Here is a 24,256-nt window from a genome sequence, read left to right on the forward strand (position 1 = left end):
GCCAACGATGGATCTCAGGCAGGGGTATGACGTTTCAGCCAGACCGGAAATTGGCGCTTATCAATAAGGACACAGGAGTGATCACATGATGAATGAACCGCAAGTCTTACTGGAAATGCCGGTTTTACTGGTCATCCTCCTTGCCTTGGTAGGCGGCGTTTTTGGCGAGATGTGGCGGGCAGACAAGGACGGCACCAGCGGATGGCCACTGATGCGGCGCCTGGCGTTGCGTTCGGGCGCGTGCGTGGTGTGCGGTGTCTCGACCTTTATGCTGCTGTACTCGGCCGGGATGTCGATTCTGGCCGCAGGGGCCCTGGGTTGCCTGACCGCACTGGCCGGTGCAGATGCGGCAATCAGCCTGTACCAGCGCTGGGCCGCGAAGCGGCTCGGGGTAGATGCTGCGCCCGGTGACTCGCGGATCGAGCCGTAACAGGCGCTTTTTGGTGTAGGTTATGGCGCAGACCCGCCATCAGGAGAGGACAGTGGATCAAATATCTCAACTTGCATCTGAACTCGGGCTGCTGTTAAAGGCTCTCAATGCCCAGGTGACAACCGCCGAGTCCTGCACCGGTGGCGGCATTGCCGAGGCCATCACCCGTATTGCCGGCAGCTCCGCGTGGTTTGAGGCGGGGTTTGTGACCTACTCCAACCAGCAAAAGACCCGGCAACTGGAGGTTCCCGAGCCTTTATTCACCCGGGTGGGGGCGGTCAGCCGCGAGGTGGTCGAGGCGATGGTGCAGGGTGCGCAGGGCCAAAGCGGGGCGCGATTTGCCGTGGCGGTCAGTGGTGTGGCCGGGCCGGGGGGCGGTTCGCCCGAGAAGCCGGTCGGCACCGTGTGGCTGGCGTGGGGCGCCGGCGACGAGGTATCCAGCGAGCGCAGGCACTTTGCGGGCAACCGCGATGAGGTGCGCCGGCAAACCGTGATTGCCGCTCTGGAAGGTTTAATACGCCGAACGGTACGAGAAATAAAAAATCAGGGGTAGGCGATCCTCTAACCCTGTGGAATAATACTGTCTACTTATACAGTTATCGGCCGTCGGGCCTTATTGATTACGAGAGGACTTTAATGGACGACAACAAGAAGAAAGCCTTGGCTGCGGCCCTGGGTCAGATCGAACGTCAATTCGGCAAGGGAGCCGTGATGCTGATGGGCGACCAGGAGCGTCAGGCCGTGCCGGCGATCTCCACCGGCTCGTTGGGTCTGGACATCGCACTGGGCATTGGCGGTCTGCCAAAAGGCCGTATTGTTGAAATCTACGGCCCTGAGTCGTCGGGTAAAACCACCTTGACCCTGTCCGTGATTGCACAGGCGCAAAAGGCCGGTGCTACCTGCGCCTTCGTCGATGCCGAGCACGCCCTTGATCCTGAGTACGCTGCCAAACTGGGCGTAAACGTTGATGACCTGCTGGTTTCACAGCCTGACACCGGCGAACAGGCACTGGAAATCACCGATATGCTGGTGCGTTCCAATGCGGTTGACGTGATCATCATCGACTCCGTTGCTGCACTGACGCCAAAAGCTGAAATCGAAGGCGACATGGGCGATACCCACGTTGGCCTGCAAGCCCGTCTGATGTCGCAAGCGCTGCGTAAAATCACCGGTAACATCAAGAACGCCAACTGCCTGGTTATCTTCATTAACCAGATCCGCATGAAAATCGGCGTGATGTTCGGCAGCCCTGAAACCACCACCGGTGGTAACGCACTGAAGTTCTACGCTTCGGTACGTCTGGATATCCGCCGCACCGGCGCCGTAAAAGAAGGTGATGTGGTGGTGGGTAGCGAAACCCGCGTGAAAGTGGTCAAGAACAAGGTGGCACCACCGTTCCGTCAGGCTGAATTCCAGATCCTGTACGGCAAGGGTATCTACCTGAACGGTGAAATGATTGACCTGGGCGTACTGCATGGCTTTGTTGAAAAAGCTGGCGCCTGGTACAGCTACAACGGCAGCAAAATCGGTCAGGGCAAGGCCAACTCCGCCAAGTTCCTGGACGATAACCCGGACATCAAGGATGCGCTGGAGAAGCAGCTGCGTGAGAAGTTGCTCGGGCCAAAAACCGATGCCGAACTGGCAGAGCTGAAAGTCATGCCAAAAATGAGCAAGGCTGCCAAAGAAGCTGCAGCGCTGGCTGAAGCCGAAGAAATGGAAAACGCCACCGACGGCGATAACTGATCACTGCCATGATTGCCGTCCTGGATACCCCCGTCGCGGTGCGACGGACTGCAATGGATCTGCTCGCGCGACGCGAGCACGGTCGAGTCGAGCTGACGCGCAAGTTGCGTCAGCGCGGCGCTTGCCCCGACATGATCGACGCTGCCCTTGACCGTTTGACGGAAGAGGGGCTGTTGTCCGAGTCTCGTTACCTTGAAAGCTATATCAACTACCGTGCCGGTTCCGGTTATGGCCCTTTGCGAATTCGTGAAGAGCTTGGCCAGCGTGGGCTGGTGCGTGGAGATATAGAGGAGGCGTTGCGAGAATGCGGTTTCGACTGGCAAGAGCGACTGGAAGAGACCTGGCGCCGCAAGTTTTCCGGTCAGTTGCCCGCTGATGCAAAAGAGCGTGCCCGCCAGGGGCGCTTTTTGAGTTACCGCGGTTACCCGCTTGAAATGATTGGCCGCCTGTTAAGCGGCCGGGAGTTTGATGACTGAAGCTGTTGGCGCTCGTACCCTTTAAGGTTCGGATTCAGTGGGCGCCACAAAACCTGTGGGAGCAGGCTTGCCTGCGAAGGCGGCAATGCGGTTTGCCTGCCAGATCGTGCCGCCTGCATCGCGAGCAAGCCCGCTCCCACAGTACCAGCCCACTTACCAATTCCGGCTTAATCAGCCAGCGACTCGTGCATCTGCGCCGTAGGCGCATTATCAGTTGCAGCCCAGTTTTGCGGCAGGTTGATAAAGTCGACCAGTTCGCGCAGCCGTCCCTGATTGCGCCCGCTAAACGCAAAGCCCAGGCAGGTCAGGTGGTTGAGTTTTGGGTCGTCATGTTCAAAGTGGCAGTATTGCTCTTGATGGAAGCCATCACTCAGGCAGATATCGGCAAACGCCTGCTGTATCTCCTTGAGTGCCTGCACACTGACCGGCCGCTTCATGCGGATCACAAAAGTTTTGTTCAGCCAGCGGCTTGAATGGAAGTTGCTGTAGAACTGGTTGATTTCAGCAAGGGCCTCTTCGGCGCTATGCACCAGGCGCATCAACTTCAAATCGTTGGGCAGGATGTACTGGTTGGCTTCCAGCTGGTTGTGAATAAAGTCCAGCGCCCCCTGCCAGAACTTGCCCCCCGGCACATCCAGTAAAACTACCGGCACCAACGGGGTTTTGCCCGTTTGCATCAGGGTCACTACTTCCAGCACTTCATCCAGCGTGCCAAAACCGCCCGGGCACATCACCAGAGCATCTGCTTCCTTGGTGAAAAACAGTTTGCGGGTAAAGAAAAAGTGAAACGCCAGAACATTGGGCGTGCCATTGATGGTGGGGTTGGCCCGTTGCTCGAACGGCAGGGTGATATTGAACCCCAAACTGTGAGCCAGGCCTGCACCTTCATGGGCGGCAGCCATAATGCCAGCGCCGCCGCCGGTAATGACCATCATGTCGGACTTGGCCAGCACGCTGCCCATTTCCCGTGCCAGGGCATAGAGCGGGTGTTCTACCGGGGTTCTGGCCGAGCCGAAGACCGTGACTTTGCGACGGCCCTTGAACTGCTCCAGGGTGCGAAAGGTTTTTTCCAGTTCGCGAATGGCTTGCAGGGTGATCTTGGCATTCCAGCGATCAAGGTCGTCATGGGCCATGCGCAATACGGTCAGCAGCATCTCGCGGTAAAGCGCCCGGTTAGGGCTGTCGGGTGCAACCCGCTGCAGTTGCTCGTCCACTTCTTGTGCAAGCTCAAGACCCTGCTCCTGGAAAAACAGCGTCAGGGAGTCATTGGATTGATCAGGCATGTATTTCTCCTTCTACGCAACATCCTTGAAAACGCCGCAACCTGAGCAGGCGCTGAGACACTGAGTGTCACAATGATGCTTCGATGATGGTCCTGAGATGTCTTGACTGGCAATAGCTAATTGCCTGACATACATGAAGTTTAGCGGAAGGAGGCAGGGCTGCAGAGCGGGGTCATACGCCGTACGGGGTACGGCGTGGCGGGGGATTTACTTTTTGCGCTGACAGTTTTCAGCGCGGAAATCCTGGATCAGGACCGGGCTGTTGGTTTTGTACTCCCTGAAGCTGTAGCGCAGCGTGGCGCCTTGAGCCATCAGGGTACGGAAACCTGCATTGCTGCACACGCTGCGACCCAGTTGCGGCACGGTCTCTTCTGGGTTGGAGCGCATCTGGGCGGCCAGTGTCGGGCTGGCTTCCAGGTTGTTGATCAGCACAGTGCCGTCTACCGTAAAGCCTTTATCCAGCAGGTCTGCATTGATTGCTCGCGGTTTGCCTTCATTACTTTTCTCTGCAACCTTGAGCAAGGTTTTGTTCAGCTCAAAATCCTTGAGAGAGGCTGCGTGTGCGGCCAGAGGCAGTGCAAGCATTAGAGCGACGGTCGGAATGATATGGCGCAGCATGAATCTCTCCTGATTTCAGTGACGCAGACTTGGACAGGCCATATATCTGTGCGTTCAGTGGCGCGGGAGTATAGGTCAGCATAGCCATGCAGGAAATGCCAAAGGTCATGGAATCGCGCCTCTGGTAAACTTGGCTCCTTTCTATTGTGAATCCGTTTATGCGCCAATTCTGGCGAATGGACGCTTGGCGCCTTTAAAGTAAAAATCATGACCCTGACGACCTTTTCCCCGAATGCTGTAGCCCGTTTACGAGACGAGCGTGAAGAGGAGAGCACCAAGCCCTACCTGGCCCGCGGCTCGCGGGCTCCGCGTTGCCATACCTGCCGTGTGATCGAAAGCCACTGCCTGTGCAGCTGGCGACCCCGGGTCGAGACACGTTCGGGGGTGTGTCTGGTCATGACTAAAAAGGAAGTGTTCAAGCCCAGCAATACCGGCTGGTTGATCGCAGATGTGGTCAAAGACAATTTTGCCTTTATCTGGTCACGCACTGAAACCGACGAAGCCTTGCTGGCGTTGCTGGCCGATCCACAATGGCAGCCGTATCTGGTGTTTCCCGGCGAGTACGTCGCGCCTGAGCGGGTAACGCACACGGTGGATCTGGACAGCAGCAAGCGTCCGTTGTTTATTCTGCTGGATGCCACCTGGACCGAAGCACGCAAGATTTTCCGCAAAAGCCCGTACTTCGACACCTTGCCGATTTTGAGCCTGCTGCCTGAGCGGCTTTCGCGTTACCGCTTGCGCCGCTCTACCCGCAGCGAGCATCTGTGTACCGCGGAAGTTGCCAGCCTGTGTCTTGAACTTGCCGGTGACTCCCAGGCCTCAAGTGCGCTGGATGCCTACTTCGATGTCTTCAGTCAGCATTATCTGGATGCCAAGAACCAGTTGCCGATCAATGAGTCCAGCGCAGCGCACCAGGAACTGGGCGTTTTTGTAAAAGACCTTCCCCAGAATCGGGCTCAATAGACTAAAGAAGTAGCGCTACAATTTTCCAACAGATGTAAGCGCGCAGCATGGCGGGTTTTTCGATGATGGCGCTCTAAGGGGTTCTACGTGGACCCGGGTGTCAGGTTTTCAGCTTGACCACCCTTGTTTCGCTGGGCATGCTTGGCGCCGATTCGGCTATCGCAGCTGTCAAAACACTTATATTTGCCGACGTTTCGCGTAAATCGCGCCCTTTGACGCACAGTCTTTGAGCTTTTGCTCGAGTTGCCTTAGCGAGTGCTGGAATTGATCAGTGCTCGCCTGAAAAACGGGATCATTTAAACAATGGCCACATACGAAATCCTGATTGCCGACGACCATCCACTGTTTCGCAGTGCCCTGCACCAGGCCGTGAGCCTGGGTCTGGGTTCTGATGTTCGCCTGGTAGAGGTCGCCAGTATTGCCGAGCTTGAAGCACAGCTGGCGGTAAAGGCAGATTGGGATCTGGTACTGCTCGATTTGAACATGCCGGGTGCTTACGGTTTCTCCGGCCTGGTGTTGTTGCGTGGCCAATACCCACAAATTCCGGTGGTGATGGTGTCGGCCCAGGAAGAAGCCTCGATCATGGTGCGTTCCCGCGAGTTCGGAGCCAGCGGCTTTATTCCGAAATCCAGTTCGCTGGAAGACATCCAGAAGGCCGTACGTGCCGTACTGGATGGTGATGTGTCATGGCCGCCCCAGGCGTTTGAGGATGTTCAGGTCTCGGCCGAGGCCAAAGCGGCCAGCGAAGGGCTGGCCAGCCTGACGCCCCAGCAGTTCCGCGTGCTGACCATGGTCTGCGAAGGTTTGCTGAACAAGCAGATCGCTTATGAGCTAAGCGTTTCCGAGGCAACCATCAAGGCCCATGTTACGGCGATTTTCCGCAAGCTGGGGGTTCGCACTCGCACCCAGGCCGCGCTACTCTTGCAGCAACTTGAATCAATTTCGAGTCATTAATCTGCGAATCTTCACGCTTTTTTGACGAAGCGTGAACTAGCGTTCCCCTCTCATTTTTTGTGCAGTTGCCTATCTATGTCGCCTTTCAAGGGTAAAACCGGTTTTAAACGGATTTTGAATGCTGGCGGTTACTCGCTGGACGGTTTGCGCGCAGCCTTTACGGGCGAGGCGGCTTTTCGGCAGTTGGTGCTGCTCAACGTGATCCTGATCCCGCTGAGCTTCTTGCTAAATGTGAGCCGCGTAGAGCGCGCATTGCTGATCGCTGTGTGCCTGCTGGCATTGATTGTCGAGTTGTTGAACTCGGCCATTGAAGCGGTGGTTGACCGAATCTCCCTCGACCTTCACCCCTTGTCGAAAAACGCCAAGGACATGGGCAGCGCTGCCCAGTTTGTGGTGCTGACCATGATTGCCGTGGTGTGGGCAGTGATTCTGCTTTAAGCAATAGTCGGCAATACGATCTCGTCGCTGCGCTGAACCCCGGCGGTGAAGGCGCGGCACAGCTCCAGAAATTCGCGCATGGCGGATGTCTGATACTTCTTTTTGTGCCAGATAAAGAAGAACTGCCGGGCCAGATCCAGTTCAGGCGTTTCCACTGCCACCAGGCTGCCGCGCCTGAAAGCGTCACGCAACGCCAGGCGTGAAATGCAGCCAATGCCCAGCCCCGACTCAACGGCGCGCTTGATCGCTTCGGTGTGTTCCAGTTCCAGGCGAATATTGAGCGACGTTTGATGATGGCGCATGGCCTGGTCGAACGTCAGGCGAGTTCCCGAGCCTTGTTCGCGCAAAATCCAGGCTTCACGGGTCAGCTCGTCAAGTGTGGCGCGACCACGAGCTGCCAGTGGATGCTGCGGGGCGCAAAACACCACCAGTTCATCCTCGACCCAGCTCTGCACTTCAATATCCGGGTGGGCGCAATCGCCTTCGATCAGACCCAGATCAATTTCGTAGTGGGCGACTTGTTGCACGATATGAGCCGTGTTCTGAACCACCAGCTTGACCTGACTTTCCGGGTGCGCCTGCATAAAGCTGCCGATCAGCAGGGTGGCCAGATAGTTGCCGATGGTCAGTGTCGCGCCGACGGTCAATGAGCCAAAACCGGACTTGCCATTAAGCAGGTCTTCGATCTCCTTGGCCTGATCCAGTAATGCGACAGCCTGTGGCAGCAATTGCCGGCCCAGTGCGTTGAGACTCAAGCGCTTGCCGGCACGATCGAACAGCTGGCAGCTGGTCTGGCGCTCCAGTTCGGTGATCGAGGTACTGGCAGCAGATTGTGAAAGGGCCAACAAGCCGGCAGCGCGAGACACGCTCTCTTGTTGGGCGACGGCGACGAAAACCTGGAGTTGTCTGAGAGTAAATCGCATATCGATATAACCGATAACCCTTATCTTGATAATTCAGTTAACAGATATTGTCGCCGCCATTAGAATGCTGTGCAATCGCGCCCATAGTCAGCGCAGGCGAATTTAGGAGCCCCGTACATGAGCAACATGAACCACGAACGTGTCCTCAGTGTTCATCACTGGAACGACACCCTGTTCAGCTTCAAGTGTACCCGTGACCCGGGCTTGCGCTTCGAGAACGGTCAGTTCGTGATGATCGGCCTGCAACAGCCCAATGGCCGTCCGCTTATGCGTGCCTACTCGATTGCCAGCCCGAACTGGGAAGAGCATCTGGAGTTCTTCAGCATCAAGGTGCCTGATGGCCCGCTGACCTCCCAGTTGCAGCACTTGAAGGAAGGCGACGAGATCATCATCAGCAAAAAACCTACGGGGACGCTGGTGCTGGACGACTTGAAGCCGGGCAAGCATCTGTATCTGCTCAGCACCGGCACCGGTCTGGCGCCCTTTATGAGCGTTATCCAGGATCCGGAAACCTACGAGCGTTTCGAAAAAGTGATCCTGTGCCACGGTGTGCGTTACGTCAATGAAGTCGCTTACCGCGAATTCATTACCGAGCACCTGCCGCAGAACGAATTCTTCGGCGAAGCGCTGCGTGAAAAGCTGATCTACTACCCGACCGTGACCCGCGAGCCATTCGAGAATGAAGGCCGCCTGACCGATCTGATGCGCAGCGGCAAGCTGTTCAGCGATATCGGTCTGCCGCCGATCAACCCGCAGGACGACCGTGCCATGTTGTGCGGCAGCCCGAGCATGCTCGACGAGACCAGCGAAGTGCTTAACAGCTTCGGCCTGAAAGTTTCGCCACGCATGCGTGAGCCGGGTGATTACCTGATCGAGCGTGCTTTCGTCGAGAAGTAACAAGCGCAGATCGATACAAATGTGGGAGCGGGCTTGCCCGCGATTGTGGAGTCTCAGCCACCGCATGGGTGACTGACAGGCCGTAATCGCGAGCAAGCCCGCTCCCACATTGCGTTTCAGGTCACGGCTTGGGAATCACCTCAAGCACACGGATCAAACCAGGCTCGGGGTAATGCCAGCGTACATCCAGATCCCAGAACTGCGCGCCGTATTCTCGTTCGGCTGTGGGCGTCTGGTAAGCAGGGCGTGGATCTTGCGCCAGGCATTGCTCGATCAGCTCCACCAGCGGCTCCTGAAGGCGCAGGGCTTCCCTGTGGGCCTGTTGCAGGGCGCTGTCGGCCCATTGCACGGGGATCAATACCGGTGCGGCGCTGGCCATGCCATTGCTGGCATCGCTGATGATATCGGCGTAGGGCACATAGGGTTTGATATCCAGAATCGGCGTGCCGTCGAGCAGGTCGATGCCGGAAATCCACAGGCGATTGGCTTCTACCTTGTCCAGCTTGACCACTGACTGGCCGATGCCGTTCGGGCGATGGGTGGCGCGGGTGGCAAACACGCCCATCGACTTGTTGCCGCCCAGGCGTGGCGGGCGCACCTTGAGGCGAGGCTTGTCTTCAAGTGCCTGATGAAACACAAACAGCAACCAGACATGGCTGACCTGCTCCAGGCCCTGCACCGCATCGCCCTGGTCAAAGGGTGCGACCAGTTCCAGCACGCCACGGGCGGCCGGTGCCAGTTGTGGCTGGCGCGGGATGGCGAACTTCTCCTTGAAGCAGGAGCGCACAAAGCCGATGGGGGAGACGGTGTAGGGCATGGGAGATATCGGGCTGGTGGGTCAGAACAGGCTCTTGTGGGAGCGGGCTTGCTCGCGATTCAGACGGCTCGGTCAATCTGAATCACTGCGGTGCTGCTATCGCGAGCAAGCCCGCTCCCACAGGAGGTGTGTATTCAGTCGCGAACGCGCAGGGTCAGGCCCTTGAGGAAGTTGCGTAGCAACTGGTCGCCACAGGTGCGGTAGTTGGTGTGGCCGAACTTGCGGAACAGGGCGCTCAGCTCGGGCTTGGACACCGGGAAGCCCGCAGCCTTGAGGATGGCGTGCATGTCGTCTTCCTTCAGTTCGAAGGCCACACGCAGTTTTTTCAGAATAATGTTGTTGGTCACCGGCAGCTCGACCGGCATTGGCGCACGGCTTTCGTCCTTGCCGCGCTTGAAGATCACCAGGCCATCCAGGAAGTGCGCCATCACGTCGTCAGGGCAACGTACAAAACCTTCTTCTTCGTCTTTTTTCAGGTAGGTCAGTACATCTTCCTTGGTAACTTCCAGGCCACCAAGCTTGATGATTTCGACAACCTTGTTGTCGCTGATGTCGAGCATGTAGCGCACGCTGCGCAGTACGTCGTTATGAATCATTTGGGTAATCCTGATATTCAGCAGTGAGCACCGCAGGCATTGCTGCGGTGTCGAAATGTTCGGGGTAGGGCTGTAAGTCGTTAGAACTTTTCTTTGGCGCTCATATAGCGCCATTGGCCTACGGGCAATTTGCCCATCGACACGCCGCCGATACGAATCCGGCGCATGGAAATCACGGTCAGGCCTACCGCCTGGCAGAACAGGGCAATCACACCTGGTTGCGGATTTTTCATCGCAAAACGCAGGCGGTTTTCACTCTGCCAGCTGGCCTTGACCGCAGGCAGCTCGCGACCCTTGTAGGTCATGCCGTGGTTGAGACGGTTCAGACCGTGGGGGGCCATTTCGCCAGAGACCTCGACCACGTATTCCTGCTCGATCTTGCTGGCATCGGCCGTCAGCTTGCGCACGATCTTCCAGTCCTGGGTAAACACCAGCAGGCCGCTGGCGTTGGCTTGCAGCTCATTGCCAACGCTCAGGCGCAGGAAGTGGCCCTTGAGCGGGCGCTTGCCGAAGCGGTGTTCTTCGCTCAGGGTGTCCGGGCCGATCAACGCCATGGCGCTGTCGGTATCCAGGCCCGCCGGGGCGTTGAGCAAAATGGTCACAGGCTCGGGCGCGGTGGCCTTGGCTTCAGGGTCCAGCTCGACTTTCTGGTTGTCGACCTTGAACTGTGGCTCGTCGATGACTTCGCCATCTACCGTGACCCAGCCACCTTCAATGAACAGTTCGGCCTCACGGCGGGAGCAGCCGACGAGTTCGATGAGGCGTTTGGAGAGACGTATCGGTTCAGACATGACAGGGGCCGTAAAGGAATTGGGCGGCTATTGTACCCGCCTGGCGCCGGTTAAGCCCGGCAACATTTGCCTTATGCACGTGCTGGGCGTTTATACCGCAGGTGCAGCAGGGGATAGGGCTGGCCCATGCCGTCTTTTTCGCAGCGCCCGATCACCTCAAACCCCTGTTTGAGGTAAAAGCCGATGGCTTGCGAGTTTTGCTCATTGACGTCGAGGCGTTCGGCATTCAGTTCATTGATGGCGAACATTAACAGGCACTTGCCGATGCCTTGCCCCCGGTAATCCGGGTGAACAAACAGCATTTCAACCTTGCCGGCCGCGACTCCGGCAAAGCCGGTAATGCGTTTGCTGACCGGGTCCTTGCAGCAGATCAGCATGACGGCGTCCAGATATTGGTCTTTGACCAGGCCGCGCAGAAGTTGAATATAGCTGTCAGGTAAAAAATCATGGGTGGCACGAACAGATGCTTCCCATACGTCGGTTAGTTCGGCGAAGTCCGTAAGACGTGGGGTATGAATGACCCATTGTTGTTGCATCGAGCGTGTCTCCTGACACAGGTGTGGAAGGCAATGGGTTTACGATAGCCGTAAAAAAAGCCCTGGCGCGAGAGCGGCAGGGCTTTTTGCGAGGCAGTCGCGAATTAGATCACTTCAGCCCACAGGTCATATTCGTCGGCGTCGGTGACGCGGCACATGATCTTGTCACCCGGCTTGATATCTTTTTCGGTCGCAATAAATACGTTGCCGTCGATTTCCGGGGCATCGAAGAAGCAGCGGCCTACAGCGCCTTGCTCGTCGACTTCATCGATCAGGACTTCGATTTCCTTGCCGATCTTCATCTGCAGGCGTGCTGCGCTGATGGCCTGTTGATGGGCCATAAAGCGATCCCAGCGATCCTGTTTGACGTCATCTGGCACGATGGCCGCGTCCAGCAGGTTGGCAGGTGCGCCTTCTACCGGCGAGTACTGGAAGCAACCCACGCGATCCAGTTGAGCTTCGGTCAGCCAGTCGAGCAGGTACTGGAAGTCTTCTTCGGTTTCACCCGGGAAGCCGACGATAAAGGTCGAACGGATGATCAGTTCCGGGCAGATTTCACGCCAGTTCTTGATCCGGGCCAGGGTCTTGTCTTCAAACGCCGGGCGTTTCATGGCCTTGAGCACTTTCGGGCTGGCGTGCTGGAACGGGATGTCCAGATACGGCAGGATTTTGCCGGCGGCCATCAGCGGGATCAGTTCGTCAACGTGCGGGTACGGGTAAACGTAGTGCAGACGCACCCATACGCCCAGCGAGCTCAAGGCTTCGCACAGCTCGGTCATGCGCGTCTTGACCGGAGCACCGTTCCAGAAGCCGGTGCGGTATTTGACGTCAACGCCGTAGGCGCTGGTGTCCTGGGAAATCACCAGCAGCTCTTTGACGCCGGCCTTGACCAGGCGCTGGGCTTCGTCGAGCACGTCACCCACCGGGCGGCTGACCAGCTTGCCGCGCATCGACGGGATGATGCAGAAGCTGCAGCTGTGGTTGCAGCCTTCGGAAATCTTCAGGTAGGCGTAGTGACGTGGCGTCAGCTTGATGCCCTGTGGCGGCACCAGGTCGATCAGCGGGTTGTGATCCTGGCGCGGCGGCACCACCTGGTGCACGGCGTTGACTACCTGCTCGTACTGTTGCGGGCCGGTCACGGCCAGTACGCTTGGGTGCACGTCGCGGATATTGCCTTCTTCGACACCCATGCAGCCGGTCACGATGACCTTGCCGTTTTCCTTGATGGCTTCGCCGATCACTTCCAGGGATTCGGCCTTGGCGCTGTCGATAAAGCCGCAGGTGTTGACCACCACGACGTCGGCGTCCTGATAGGTTGAGACGACGTCATAGCCTTCCATGCGCAGTTGCGTAAGGATGCGTTCGGAGTCGACCAGTGCTTTCGGGCAACCCAGGGAAACAAAGCCAACCTTTGGGTTGGCTGGCTTGGTGGTAACGGTGGACATGGCGAACCTCGGTATGTAGTGACGTTACATGCCCGTAAAGGCTGCACGACGAACGGGCGCTTATTGCGCCTCTGATCAAAAAAAGTGCGCAATTTTAGCTATGGTCAACGCACTTGACCAGCGTTATACGGGGATTTGCGACGAGTGCTGCGCTATGCTGCGCGCCGTTGCGAAAGCAGGGTTTTTAACTAACGTGATTTTGTAGGCAGGAGCCGTAGCTAACACTCGGGAAATCAGCGCATGCTGCTGATCAAATGTAGCGCAAGCCATTAAGAAACGCGGTCAATGGTCGTAGGAGTGGTTGATGGGGCAGGCAAGCAGTCAGGCGGCAGAAGACGGTCACTCGAAGGCCAAGCCTATCGGGATGCTGGTTGCAGCGGTCGGAGTGGTGTACGGCGATATCGGTACCAGCCCGTTGTACACCCTCAAAGAGGTGTTTTCCGGCGGCTATGGTGTGCAGGTCAACCATGACGGTGTCTTCGGTATTTTGGCGCTGATTCTTTGGTCGCTGATCTGGGTGGTCTCGATCAAGTACGTGCTGTTTATCCTGCGCGCCGACAACGAAGGGGAGGGTGGCATCATGGCCCTGACCGCACTGGCCAGGCGTGCGGCGTCGCCTTATCCGAAGTTGCGTTCGGTGCTGGTGATCCTGGGGTTGATCGGTGCGGCACTGTTTTACGGCGACAGCATGATTACCCCGGCGATCTCGGTGCTATCCGCCGTAGAAGGGCTTGAGCTGGCATTCGACGGCCTGGAGCATTGGGTCGTGCCGCTGGCCTTGATTGTGCTGGTGCTGCTGTTTTTGATTCAGCGCCATGGCACGGCCAGTATCGGCAAGCTGTTCGGGCCAGTCATGGTGGTGTGGTTTGTGGTGCTGGGCGGCCTGGGGATCCACGGTATCGTTCAGCACCCTGAAGTGCTCAATGCGCTGAACCCGCTATGGGGCGTGCGGTTCTTTGTTTCTCACCCTGGCATGGGCGTTGCCATTCTGGGTGCCGTGGTGCTGGCGCTGACCGGCGCCGAGGCACTGTATGCCGATATGGGCCACTTTGGTCGCAAGCCGATTGCCCGGGCCTGGTTCATCCTGGTGTTGCCCGCGCTGGTGCTCAACTACTTTGGCCAGGGCGCCTTGCTGCTGGAAAATCCTGAGGCGGCGCGCAACCCGTTCTATCTGCTGGCGCCGGCCTGGGCGTTGATACCTTTGGTCGGGCTGGCCACGCTGGCGACGGTGATTGCCTCCCAGGCCGTGATTTCCGGAGCCTTCTCCCTGACCCATCAGGCAATTCAGCTGGGTTATATCCCGCGCATGCATATCCAGCACACCTCAAGCGCCGAACAGGGCCAGATCTACATTGGCGCGGTGAACTGGTCGCTGATGGTCGGGGTGATTTTGCTGGTGCTGGGCTTTGAGTCTTCGGGTGCCCTGGCTTCGGCTTATGGGGTGGCGGTCACAGGGACCATGCTGATTACCAGTATTCTGGTGTCGGCAGTGATGTTGCTGTTGTGGAAGTGGCCACCTGTTCTGGCCGTGCCCGTGTTGATCGGCTTTTTGCTGGTGGACGGTCTGTTCTTTATTGCCAACGTGCCGAAAATCTTCCAGGGCGGGGCGTTTCCGGTGCTGGCGGGCATAGTGCTGTTTGTCCTGATGACCACCTGGCGCCGCGGCAAGCAACTACTGGTGGACCGTCTTGACGAAAGCGCGCTGCCACTGCCGCTGTTTATCAGCAGCATCCGGGTACAGCCGCCGCATCGGGTGAAGGGGACGGCGGTGTTTCTGACCGCGCGCCCGGATGCCGTGCCTCATGCGCTGTTGCACAACTTGCTGCACAACCAGGTGCTGCACGAGCAGGTGGTATTGCTGACGGTGGTCAACGAAGACTCGCCGCGAGTGCCCGCTTCGCGACGGTTCGAGGTGGACGCCTATGGTGACGGGTTCTTCCGGGTGATCCTGCACTTTGGCTTTATGGATGAACCGGATGTGCCTGATGCGTTGAAGCTGTGCCATCTTGATGAGCTGGATTTCAGCCCGATGCGCACCACTTACTTCCTTAGCCGTGAGACAGTGATTACCTCCAAACTGGTGGGTATGGCGCGTTGGCGTGAAGCCTTGTTCGCCTTTATGCTCAAGAATGCCAACAGCAACCTGCGCTTCTTCAAGCTGCCGGTTAACCGGGTGATTGAGCTGGGGACGCAGGTCGAGATGTAAACCCGTCCAGGCGCAATAAAAAAGCCCCGGCTCGCGAGAGTCGGGGCTTTTTTGGTTAAGCCGGGGCCTGTAACTGTGGGAGCGGGCTTGCTCGCGATGCAGGCGGCTCGGTGTATCTGGTAGATCGAGTCGTTGCTATCGCGGGCAAGCCCGCTCCCACAAAGGCTGACTTATTGGGCCGTCGCCTGATGTTTCTTGATCAGGTCCACCAGGCGCTGGGCGAGGGCCGGGTAATTCTCGTCGAAGTGATGGCCGCCGGGCAGCTTGAGGCTTTCGCCGACCGCGGTCTTGGCAGTGCAGCCGCTTTCATCGACTTCTTCTGCGCCATAGATGCACACGACTTTACTGGCTGGCAGCTTGGACATTTCTTCGCCGGTATCCGCTTCTGCGCCAGCCTTGCCCAGCCAGCCATCGACATGGATCTCAAAACTGCCGCTGCGGGCAAAGGCCAGCAGCATGATCGAGTCGACACGCTTTTGCTCCGCTTCAGGCAGGCGGTTGTAGGTGGCCGGCAAAACATCTGCACCAAACGAATAGCCCACCAGTACAAAGCGCTGGGTGCCCCATTTTTGCCGGTAGTGCTGCATCAGCTCGGTGAGGTCGGTGGCGCTTTGCTCGGGGGTCTTGTGCTGCCAGTAGTAGCGCAGCATGTCGATGCCCACCACCGGGTAGCCGATCTTGGCCATCTCGCCCGCCACGTCACGGTCCAGATCCCGCCAGCCTCCATCACCGGAGAGGAACAGGGTCACGGTGCTGTTTTGCTGGCCGGCAGGTACTTCGACCACCGGCATGCTCAGCCCGCCGTTTTCATCGCCCACCAGGATTTTGCGCAGCTCGTTGCTCAGGACTTGTGGGTAGTGAATGTCGTAGTCGCTGATGCTGGTCTGCGCATTCGGTTGATCGCGTACAAAAGCCGCGCTCGGGTCATCAGGGTTGTCGTTCCAGGCCACCAGCCAGTTACCGTGGGTGGCAGTTTTCGGAACGGGCAGTGTGCAGCCGGGTTCTTCCAGCTTGAAACCCACCGATACGGCTTGCGCCTTGTCGTTGGTTTGCGCGGCCAGCCAGCGCCAGGCCAGAGTGGCCCCAGGGCCTATGCCGCTGACCAGGGTTGCAGGCCCCTTGAGCTGCTGTAGCGCGGTTTGCAGTGCTTGCTGTTGCAGGGTGCAGTCGTCCTTGGGCAGGATCACTTGCACCAGTTGCGCCTTGCCTGCGCGGCTGAGGGCCATGAGTTGCTTGTCGTTCAGGGCTTCTTCGGCCGGAGTGGCAATCACCACCCGGGCCTGGGCTCTCTGTCCGGGTGTGACCCTGGTCAGGGTCGAGCCATCGCTCTGGCCCAGGTGTTCAATCGTCGGTTCCGGAGCCGGGCGATTCCACCACCAATAGCCGCCTGCTGCCAGGGCGACCAGAACTATCAAGGCAAGCAACAAAAACCGCCAGGAACGATGTTTCATTAACGTTTCACCAATCCAGTCAAGCCGCCTGCAATCAGGGCGGCGGTATCAGCCAGTGCCACCAGCGGATCAAGTCCGGCGGGTACGGCCATATAACGAGGTTCCCAGTCGGGCTGGAATTTGTCTTTAAAGCGACGCAAACCCTGGAAGTTGTACAGGTGCTCGCCGCGCTGGAACAGCATCGAACCCAAACGTTGGGTCAAGGGTGCGCCGCGACGCGGTTGCAGGCCGGACAGAGGTACCATTCCCAGGCTGAAACGGGCGTATCCATGCTTTTTATAATGCTGAATCAGGCCGACCATCATGAATTCCATGGTCAGTTTCGGCGCGTCCGGGTGGGCACGCATCAGGTCGAGGCTCGACAGCTCATGGCTGTGGGTCTCAAGCAGGTTGGCAAAGGCCACCGGCTTGCCTTCAAAGCGAATGATCGCGATGCGAAAGTGCTTGATGTAGTCCTCGCTGAAGCGCCCGAGTGAGAAGCCTTTTTCCCGCACATTCTTGCCGGTGAGCCAGGCGTCGGAAATGACCTTGAGCTCATCCATTGGTGCCTCACCCGGTTCGTGGATTTCCAGTGATAGGCCGTCACGGGTGCCACGGTTCCAGGTGTAGCGCAGGTCCTTCATCTCTTTGCCCTTGGCTTCGAGATCAAAGCGGTGCAAGTCGACCCGGGCTTCTTCACCGAGCTTGATCGCGGTCAGGCCGATGTCCATATAGAACGGCAGGTTCTCGGCGCGTACCTGATAGAACACGGGGCGGGCATGGACGGTGTCGCACAGGTCGCGAAACTGCCAGATCAACTCGGCACGTTGCTGGGGCGGTCCGATCGGGTCGTACAGCGCCACCAGGCTGCGCCCGCGGCGAGCGTACATCAGGAAGGCGTTGTCGTCGGGGTGGAACAGCAAGGCCTTGTCGCCGGTCAGTGCGAGGCCGCCGTCGGGCTGGTCGGAGGCAAGGATGATCTTGCCGGCCTTTTCCAGTTCGGTGGCATCGGGCAGGTGGATCACCGGGCAGGCGGTGCGCAGCAACCAGGTCAGGGATACGACCACCAGCAGTACCGCGGCACCCAGCAGCGAGCGCAGGCCCCGTGGTGCGTCCGAGTCAAGGGTGAACTGCCACCACAGTTGATGGCTATAAGGAACGTCCTGATAGGCGAACAACAGCAACCAGATCGAGGCACCCAGTACGCAGACACTGGCCACCAGATATAGCGGTGAAAAGGGCAGTTCGGTCAGGCGGCTCGGGCGGTAGAAAGAGCGGCGGAACAGGCCCAGCAGGCTGGCGGTGAGAACCAGGATAGTGGCTTCCTCCCAGTCGAAGCCTTTCAGCAGGGACAGCACGGCGCCGACCAGCAACAGGATAGTGGTCAGCATCCAGGCGGCGGACAGGCGGCGGCGCAAGCCCTGGGCCAAAAGCAGGCAGAGCACGCCGATCAGGCTGGCGCCAAAGTGCGAAGCGTCGACCAGGCGATGGGGGATCAGAAAACCGATGTGTTCGAGGCGCGTGTCGATTTCCGGTGTGGCGCCGGAGAACAGCAAAACCACGCCGGACATGAATACCAGCACGGCCAGTACCGGAGCGGCCAGGCCTGACGCAACCCGCAGGCTTTGGCGGGTGTGAATCAGGCGCTGAGCTTCGGTCATCAGCAGCATCAGGCAGGCAATCAGCAGCGGCAGAATCACATAGATCATGCGATACAGCAGCAGGGCTGCCGCCAATGGTGCGGCGCCGAGCTTGTCGGCGAAGGCTGCCAGCAAGATTGCCTCAAACACCCCGACACCGCCGGGGACGTGGCTGAGCACGCCGGCCGCCAGGGCCAGCAGGTAAACCAGCATAAATGCGCCGAAGGGCGGTGCTTCAGGCAACAGCAGATAGAGCACCGTGGCGGCGGCCGCGACGTCCAGAGCGGTAATGACCAGTTGCAGCAAGGTCAGGCGCGCACTTGGCAGGCGCAATGTGCGGCGGCCGGCCTTGACCAGCAGGTTGTCCGGGATCGGCTGCTCGGGCAGGCGTCGGCGGTAGATTCCTATTGCCAGCAAGGCAAACAGGGCCAGCACCGCAAAAGCGATAGCACCCAATATCCAGGCCGGGATATGCAGGGCGGCGGAGGCTGCGGGCAAATTGCTCAATGTGGCCAGTGCCGCCAGCGGTGGCAGGGCGCAGCCCAGCGATAGGCTGGCAAACAGAGTCATATGGGCGACTTCTGACGCCCCCGCGCCATACCGGGCATAAAGGCGATACCGCACAGAGCCGCCGGACAGCAGCGACAGGCCGATGGCATTGCCAATGGCAAAGGCGGTAAAGCCGCCCAGTGCCAGGGTTTTGGGTGGCAGTTTTACCCCCGCATAGCGGCTGGCTGACCACTCATAACCGAGCAGGATGATAAAACCCGCGGCAGTCGCAGCCACGGCACCGAAGAGGGCGGGCTTGGGAACTTCGAGGATCGAGTCATGCAGGGCGTACAGGTCAAGTTCGCTTAACAGATGGCGACATGCAATCAGTGCTATTGCAAATAACAGCAGCGTGAGCGCGAGCCCAATGGGCTGGCGATACTTGCTCAGCAAATCCAGCCAGCGCAAACGGGTCGCGGCTATGGGGTGGGCTGCTGTAACGGCTTCTTTGGGTTCTGGCGAGTTATCGGGCATCAATCACCTCGTGGATCGTGCGCGATAGGATGGAGGCATAGGCTCAAGTTACCAATCCTTTTGGTCAAAATATTTCTAAATGTGTTCAGCCGTTTGCCTGAGGTTCAGGATTGGTCTGAGAAAAAAGGGTAATTGTTGGCGGACAGCATAGATGAACGGACTTTCAGAAATATGACGTTTAATGTCAATAAACGCTTGCCCCTGACTTTTCGAGCGCGCACAAAAAAGGCCACTCTTTCGAGTAGCCTTTTTTGATGTTTGGTTGCGGGAGCCGGATTTGAACCGACGACCTTCGGGTTATGAGCCCGACGAGCTACCAGACTGCTCCATCCCGCGTCTGTGTGGTGGATTCTACAGCGAATCGTTAAGGTGTCAACCCTTAAATCACGTAACCGCTTGAAATACCCGGTTTTAATCCATTCTCTGCATTTGGCAGGAGGAGGGCAAAAACACCCGGGCACAAAAAAGGCCACTCTTTCGAGCAGCCTTTTAATGTTTGGTTGCGGGAGCCGGATTTGAACCGACGACCTTCGGGTTATGAGCCCGACGAGCTACCAGACTGCTCCATCCCGCGTCTGTGGGGCGCACTTTACAGTGATGGGCGGGGGAGTCAACCTTTAATGTATAAATGAGTTAAATAAGATCAAAGCTGGCATTGATTTTGGATATGGGCAGTTCGGTCCGTAGCAGCTGCTACGGGGTGGGTGGCAGCACAAAACACACGCGCACAAAAAAGGCCACTCTTTCGAGTAGCCTTTTTCGATGTTTGGTTGCGGGAGCCGGATTTGAACCGACGACCTTCGGGTTATGAGCCCGACGAGCTACCAGACTGCTCCATCCCGCGTCTGTGGGGTGGATTCTACAGCGATACGCAGGGCTGTCAAACGTTAATTTAGAAAAATTCGTTATGCGTCAATTGCTTAGCTAGAAAATACAGCTATAAAAAGACCTGCAGGCCCTGTTCCGTATGGGGTGTAGCTCTATTGAGGGTAGAGATTCGATTGAAAAAAACAATTCAGCTGCGATTTTTCCCGCGTCTGTCGGGGAGAATCAAGACTACTGGTGCTATATACAGTTCGCGGTGACATACTTGCGCCGAGTATTGCCTACCTCCTTGAAGAACACCGCCTTACATGACGCAGCGCAAAATCATCCACGTCGACTGTGACTGTTTCTATGCCGCTATTGAGATGCGTGATGACCCGAGCCTGGCAAACAAGCCGATGGCTGTCGGGGGCTCGGCTGATCGGCGCGGGGTCATCTCGACCTGTAATTATGAAGCTCGGGCTTATGGCGTGCGCTCGGCAATGGCGTCCCGGCATGCGCTCAAGCTGTGCCCGGACCTGGTTATCGTCAACGGCAGGATGGATGCTTATAAAGAAGCGTCCAGAGAGATTCACGGCATCTTGCGCGACTACACCGAGCTGATTGAGCCGCTGTCTCTGGATGAAGCCTATCTGGATGTATCCGACAGCCCGCATTTTGCCGGCAGTGCCACGCGCATAGCTCAGGACATCCGCCGGCGCGTTTCCAATCAGTTGCATATCACGGTGTCGGCCGGGGTAGCCCCCAACAAGTTTCTGGCCAAAATTGCCAGTGACTGGCGCAAGCCCAACGGCTTGTTCGTGATCACCCCTGATCAGGTTGATGATTTCGTGTCTGCCTTGCCGGTCAATAAGCTGCATGGCGTGGGCAAAGTCACGGCGGACAAGCTTGGGCGCCTGGGTATCGAAACCTGCCTGCAACTGCGTGATTGGAACAAACTGGCTCTGGTGCGGGAATTCGGCAGTTTTGGTGAGCGGTTGTGGGGGTTGGCGCAGGGGATTGATGAGCGTCCGGTGCAAAGTGACAGTCGGCGTCAGTCAGTCAGCGTGGAAAACACTTACGATACTGACCTGCCAGATCTGGCCTCTTGCCTGGAGAAACTCCCGGAGTTGCTAGAGACCCTGAACCGGCGTATTGGCCGTATCGACAGCAGTTATCGCCCCGGCAAGCCGTTTGTCAAAGTGAAGTTCCATGACTTTACCCAGACCACGCTGGAGCAGTCCGGTGCCGGGCGCGACCTTGAGAGTTATCAGGGGTTGTTGAGCCAGGCGTTTGCGCGCGGTGCCAGGCCCGTGCGATTGCTCGGGCTGGGCGTGCGTTTGCATGATTTGAACAGTGGTTTTGAGCAGCTGGAGCTGTTCAAGGGGTAGGCTGGTTTGCTGGTTGGGGGAGCGGGCTTGCTCGCGATGCTGGCGTGCGGTCTGTCAGGAAAACCGCAGCGATATCATCGCGAGCAAGCCCGCTCCCACATGTCAGAGTTGCGTCAACTGACGCCGGGATCCGCTACCAGTCTCCCGGCATTTTTGGTCAAGGATTGAAGAAATTCACGTTGCAGCTCAGGATCGTTGCGCGTGAGTTCGATCAGGCTTTGTTCCAGTTCGCTGGCTTCTTCTTCCAGCCCCAGTTCCGACAGGCGTTTGACCCGATGTACCCATTGGTTGACGTCGTCACCCTCCAGGTCGTCGTAGATCAGGTTATGTGCTTCGAGCAGCTTGCCACGCAGGTGACTGCTGATCGACAGGGTCGAATCGGAATGGGTTTCGTCCTGGGCGTCTTCCACCATGATGGTCAGCTTGCCGACGTGATTGAGATCCTGTTCGGCAAAAGGGCTGTCCAGCAGGTTGAGGCGCAGCACGCCATTGCGGTCTGTGGTCAGCTCGTGGGTCTGTTTGCCAGCCTTGATCACCACCGGGCGTTCGGCCCAGGGCAGGCTTGAATATTCCAGGCGCTTGTCACGCTGAACATCATCAATCCCCGCCAGGTTCTGCTCGGCGCGGCCATGGGACTGCACGTTCATCGCCGGGTTTACCCCTGCAAAGCCGTAGTTGATCCAGTCTTTGGTCACGCTGTCAGGCAGTTGCCCGAACATGAACACATTAAGCACATTGGCACCTACCCCGGCGACAATAGCCACCGCGCCCAGCGGAATCTCGTAGACTTCGCGCCAGGGTTGGTATGGGGTGTAGCGGTCGTAATGACGTGTGACATCGAACTCGGTGACCTCGAAGGTCTTCTGTTCATTGATGCGCACACGACGTTGCGGCAGCTCAAGCACAGTTGGCGAGCCGACATCGATCTGCAGGCTGTGGGCGAGCAGTTTGCGCTCGATGCGTTCCTCGTGCTCGCTGCGTTGCGACATGTGATTGGCACAGCCGCTCAGCAGCAGGGCGCCGCACATGGCGGCGCCCCCGAGGGTCAAGGTGTTTCGAGTGAACATGGCGTCTCTATCTGGTTTCAGCGAGCGATACGGGCCTGAAGGAAGGCAAGCACATCAGCAACGGGCAGGGCTTGCGGCTCTGCTTCGGTGCGGCTCTTGTATTCCAGATTGCCTTCAGCCAGGCCACGGTCGCTGACCACGATCCGGTGCGGGATGCCGATCAGTTCCATGTCTGCGAACTTGATGCCGGGGCTGGTTTTCTTGTCGCGATCGTCCAGCAGCACTTCAAAGCCAGCTGCAGTCAGTTCGGCATAGAGCGTGTCGGTAGCTTCACGTACGGCTTCGGTTTCGTAGCGCAGCGGTACCAGGGCAACCTGGAACGGGGCCAGGGCATCGCTCCAGATAATGCCACGCTCGTCGTTGTTCTGCTCGATGGCTGCGGCAACCACGCGGGAAACACCAATGCCGTAGCAGCCCATGGCCAGGGTGACCGGCTTGCCGTTTTCGCCCAGTACCTGGCACTTCATGGCTTCGCTGTACTTGGTGCCCAGCTGGAAGATGTGACCCACTTCGATACCGCGCTTGATTTCCAGCGTGCCTTTGCCGTCCGGGCTAGGGTCGCCGGCCACCACGTTGCGCAGGTCGGCAACGGTCGGTACTGGCAGGTCGCGCTCCCAGTTCACGCCGAAATAGTGTTTGTCGTCGATATTGGCACCCACACCGAAGTCGCTCATCAGCTCGACCGAGCGATCAATGATGCATGGCAGTGGCAGGTTCAGCGGGCCCAGAGAGCCAGCGCCGGCGCCGATGGCGTCACGCAGTTCGGCATCCGAGGCCATGACCAGCGGGCTGTGCACCAGCGGATGGTTGGCAGCCTTGATTTCGTTGAGTTCGTGATCGCCACGGATCACCAGAGCGATCAGTTTGCCAGCTTCGGCGGCGTGAACGATCAGGGTCTTGACGGTTTTCTCGATTGGCAGGTCATAGCCATCAACCAATTGCGCGATGGTCTTGGCATCCGGTGTGTCGACCAGGCGCAGCTCCTGGGTGGCAGCAGGGCGCGAAGTTTCGGCGGGTACGGCTTCGGCTTTTTCGATGTTGGCCGCGTAGTCGGAACCATTGCTGAACACGATATCGTCTTCGCCGGATTCAGCCAGAACGTGGAACTCGTGGGAGCCGGCACCGCCGATGGAGCCGTTGTCGGCTTCAACTGGGCGGAAGTTCAGGCCCAGGCGGGTGAACACGTTGCAGTAGGCCTGGTGCATACGGTCATAGGTGACCTGCAGCGAAGCGGTGTCTGCGTGGAAGGAGTAGGCGTCCTTCATGATGAATTCGCGGCCGCGCATCAAGCCGAAGCGCGGGCGGATTTCGTCACGGAATTTGGTCTGGATCTGGTACAGGTTGATTGGCAGCTGTTTGTAGCTGTTCAACTCGTTGCGGCACAGGTCGGTGATCACTTCTTCGTGGGTCGGGCCCACGCAGAACTCGCGACCGTGGCGGTCTTTAAGGCGCAACAGTTCAGGGCCGTACTCTTCCCAACGGCCGGACTCCTGCCACAACTCAGCTGGCTGGATACTCGGCATCAGCACTTCCAGAGCGCCTGCAGCGTTCATTTCTTCGCGAACAATGGCTTCGGCCTTGCGCATGATCCGCAGGCCCATGGGCAGCCAGGTGTAGAGGCCCGAAGCAAGTTTGCGAATCATGCCTGCGCGCAGCATCAGCTGATGGCTGATAACGACCGCATCTGAAGGCGTTTCTTTCTGTGTGGCGAGCAAATATTGACTGGTGCGCATGGTTAGCCGGTGCCGTTGCTGATGACTAGAAATGACTCGGCATTGTACGGGC

At 58.2% G+C, this 24,256-nt stretch carries 22 protein-coding genes and 3 tRNA genes; 10 read left to right on the forward strand and 15 right to left on the reverse strand.

The features are described from left to right. The first annotated feature begins 85 nt into the window (after window positions 1-85). From V6L81_RS08870 to recX, 4 genes are all read left to right on the forward strand, one after another. Window positions 86-430 (forward strand): phage holin family protein, encoded by a 345-nt coding sequence (locus V6L81_RS08870; protein ID WP_095003016.1) that lies wholly within the window; start codon window positions 86-88, stop codon window positions 428-430. A 22-nt stretch (window positions 431-452) separates the two neighbouring features. After that, the gene (locus V6L81_RS08875; protein WP_186348334.1) at window positions 453-983 is read left to right on the forward strand and encodes a CinA family protein; all 531 of its coding nucleotides are present in this window, start codon (window positions 453-455) and stop codon (window positions 981-983) included. 83 nt (window positions 984-1,066) lie between these two features. Continuing rightward, on the forward strand, window positions 1,067-2,173 hold the full coding sequence (recA, locus tag V6L81_RS08880) for a recombinase RecA (protein ID WP_016779767.1): 1,107 nt from the start codon (window positions 1,067-1,069) through the stop codon (window positions 2,171-2,173). A gap of 8 nt (window positions 2,174-2,181) precedes the next feature. Beyond that, a complete protein-coding gene (gene recX / locus V6L81_RS08885) occupies window positions 2,182-2,649 on the forward strand; it encodes a recombination regulator RecX (RefSeq protein ID WP_095003018.1) in 468 nt (155 codons plus the stop codon). Window positions 2,650-2,816: 167 nt separating this feature from the next. On the opposite strand, the gene V6L81_RS08890 is transcribed toward recX, so the two are convergent. Beyond that, on the reverse strand, window positions 2,817-3,932 hold the full coding sequence (locus V6L81_RS08890) for a TIGR00730 family Rossman fold protein (protein WP_095003019.1): 1,116 nt from the start codon (window positions 3,930-3,932) through the stop codon (window positions 2,817-2,819). A gap of 207 nt (window positions 3,933-4,139) precedes the next feature. Continuing rightward, window positions 4,140-4,550: a PA3611 family quorum-sensing-regulated virulence factor gene (locus tag V6L81_RS08895; protein WP_095003020.1), complete on the reverse strand. Its 411-nt coding sequence runs from the start codon at window positions 4,548-4,550 to the stop codon at window positions 4,140-4,142. Between the two features lie 207 nt (window positions 4,551-4,757). Between V6L81_RS08895 and V6L81_RS08900 the strand changes: the two genes are divergently transcribed. From V6L81_RS08900 to V6L81_RS08910, 3 genes are all read left to right on the forward strand, one after another. Beyond that, window positions 4,758-5,513: a tRNA-uridine aminocarboxypropyltransferase gene (locus V6L81_RS08900; RefSeq protein WP_095003021.1), complete on the forward strand. Its 756-nt coding sequence runs from the start codon at window positions 4,758-4,760 to the stop codon at window positions 5,511-5,513. Between the two features lie 303 nt (window positions 5,514-5,816). Continuing rightward, window positions 5,817-6,467 carry a response regulator transcription factor ErdR gene (gene erdR / locus V6L81_RS08905; RefSeq protein WP_095003022.1) on the forward strand — a complete coding sequence of 217 codons (651 nt, stop codon included), beginning with the start codon at window positions 5,817-5,819 and terminating at the stop codon, window positions 6,465-6,467. Between the two features lie 75 nt (window positions 6,468-6,542). Beyond that, entirely contained in the window at window positions 6,543-6,905 is a 363-nt protein-coding gene (locus tag V6L81_RS08910) for a diacylglycerol kinase (protein ID WP_016779774.1), read from the forward strand. On the opposite strand, the gene V6L81_RS08915 is transcribed toward V6L81_RS08910, so the two are convergent. Beyond that, window positions 6,902-7,828, reverse strand: a complete 927-nt coding sequence (locus tag V6L81_RS08915; protein ID WP_095003023.1) for a LysR family transcriptional regulator — start codon at window positions 7,826-7,828, stop codon at window positions 6,902-6,904. The two genes, V6L81_RS08910 and V6L81_RS08915, sit on opposite strands and share 4 nt — an antisense overlap. Window positions 7,829-7,945: 117 nt before the next feature. Here V6L81_RS08915 and fpr point away from each other — a divergent pair, with 117 nt between their 5' ends. Beyond that, window positions 7,946-8,725, forward strand: coding sequence for a ferredoxin-NADP reductase (fpr, locus tag V6L81_RS08920; protein ID WP_019827846.1), 780 nt, complete (start codon window positions 7,946-7,948; stop codon window positions 8,723-8,725). 121 nt (window positions 8,726-8,846) lie between these two features. Here fpr and tsaA read toward each other — a convergent pair whose 3' ends face one another. The 5 genes from tsaA to rimO form a co-directional block, all read right to left on the reverse strand. Then, window positions 8,847-9,542 (reverse strand): tRNA (N6-threonylcarbamoyladenosine(37)-N6)-methyltransferase TrmO, encoded by a 696-nt coding sequence (gene tsaA, locus V6L81_RS08925; protein ID WP_095019814.1) that lies wholly within the window; start codon window positions 9,540-9,542, stop codon window positions 8,847-8,849. 134 nt (window positions 9,543-9,676) lie between these two features. Next, window positions 9,677-10,138 carry a DUF1456 family protein gene (locus tag V6L81_RS08930; protein ID WP_095003025.1) on the reverse strand — a complete coding sequence of 154 codons (462 nt, stop codon included), beginning with the start codon at window positions 10,136-10,138 and terminating at the stop codon, window positions 9,677-9,679. An 80-nt stretch (window positions 10,139-10,218) separates the two neighbouring features. Beyond that, window positions 10,219-10,929: an rRNA pseudouridine synthase gene (locus tag V6L81_RS08935; protein ID WP_095003026.1), complete on the reverse strand. Its 711-nt coding sequence runs from the start codon at window positions 10,927-10,929 to the stop codon at window positions 10,219-10,221. A 71-nt stretch (window positions 10,930-11,000) separates the two neighbouring features. Next, window positions 11,001-11,465: a GNAT family N-acetyltransferase gene (locus tag V6L81_RS08940; protein WP_095019816.1), complete on the reverse strand. Its 465-nt coding sequence runs from the start codon at window positions 11,463-11,465 to the stop codon at window positions 11,001-11,003. Window positions 11,466-11,569: 104 nt separating this feature from the next. Continuing rightward, window positions 11,570-12,910, reverse strand: coding sequence for a 30S ribosomal protein S12 methylthiotransferase RimO (gene rimO, locus V6L81_RS08945; RefSeq protein ID WP_086795996.1), 1,341 nt, complete (start codon window positions 12,908-12,910; stop codon window positions 11,570-11,572). A gap of 304 nt (window positions 12,911-13,214) precedes the next feature. On the opposite strand from rimO, the gene V6L81_RS08950 reads away from it, so the two are divergent. Next, a complete protein-coding gene (locus tag V6L81_RS08950) occupies window positions 13,215-15,116 on the forward strand; it encodes a potassium transporter Kup (RefSeq protein ID WP_095020421.1) in 1,902 nt (633 codons plus the stop codon). A gap of 170 nt (window positions 15,117-15,286) precedes the next feature. On the opposite strand, the gene V6L81_RS08955 is transcribed toward V6L81_RS08950, so the two are convergent. From V6L81_RS08955 to V6L81_RS08975, 5 genes are all read right to left on the reverse strand, one after another. After that, window positions 15,287-16,567: a virulence factor family protein gene (locus V6L81_RS08955; protein WP_095019817.1), complete on the reverse strand. Its 1,281-nt coding sequence runs from the start codon at window positions 16,565-16,567 to the stop codon at window positions 15,287-15,289. Next, window positions 16,567-19,209, reverse strand: a complete 2,643-nt coding sequence (gene mprF / locus V6L81_RS08960) for a bifunctional lysylphosphatidylglycerol flippase/synthetase MprF (protein ID WP_338660622.1) — start codon at window positions 19,207-19,209, stop codon at window positions 16,567-16,569. Before mprF ends, V6L81_RS08955 begins: the two co-directional genes overlap by 1 nt. A 259-nt stretch (window positions 19,210-19,468) precedes the next feature. Further along, window positions 19,469-19,545: transfer RNA gene (locus tag V6L81_RS08965), tRNA-Met, on the reverse strand. A 161-nt stretch (window positions 19,546-19,706) separates the two neighbouring features. Beyond that, window positions 19,707-19,783: transfer RNA gene (locus V6L81_RS08970), tRNA-Met, on the reverse strand. A gap of 193 nt (window positions 19,784-19,976) precedes the next feature. Then, window positions 19,977-20,053: transfer RNA gene (locus V6L81_RS08975), tRNA-Met, on the reverse strand. A 289-nt stretch (window positions 20,054-20,342) separates the two neighbouring features. On the opposite strand from V6L81_RS08975, the gene dinB reads away from it, so the two are divergent. After that, on the forward strand, window positions 20,343-21,404 hold the full coding sequence (gene dinB / locus V6L81_RS08980) for a DNA polymerase IV (RefSeq protein ID WP_095003345.1): 1,062 nt from the start codon (window positions 20,343-20,345) through the stop codon (window positions 21,402-21,404). Between the two features lie 113 nt (window positions 21,405-21,517). Here the strand turns inward: dinB and V6L81_RS08985 are convergent, their stop codons facing one another. Both V6L81_RS08985 and V6L81_RS08990 read right to left on the reverse strand, forming a co-directional pair. Beyond that, window positions 21,518-22,471 carry a hypothetical protein gene (locus V6L81_RS08985; protein WP_095003346.1) on the reverse strand — a complete coding sequence of 318 codons (954 nt, stop codon included), beginning with the start codon at window positions 22,469-22,471 and terminating at the stop codon, window positions 21,518-21,520. Window positions 22,472-22,488: 17 nt separating this feature from the next. Continuing rightward, complete coding sequence (locus tag V6L81_RS08990; protein ID WP_095003347.1) at window positions 22,489-24,204, reverse strand: proline--tRNA ligase; 1,716 nt, start codon at window positions 24,202-24,204, stop codon at window positions 22,489-22,491. Window positions 24,205-24,256 lie beyond the last annotated feature (52 nt).

This window comes from Pseudomonas bubulae, assembly GCF_037023725.1.
Taxonomy (GTDB): domain Bacteria; phylum Pseudomonadota; class Gammaproteobacteria; order Pseudomonadales; family Pseudomonadaceae; genus Aquipseudomonas; species Aquipseudomonas bubulae.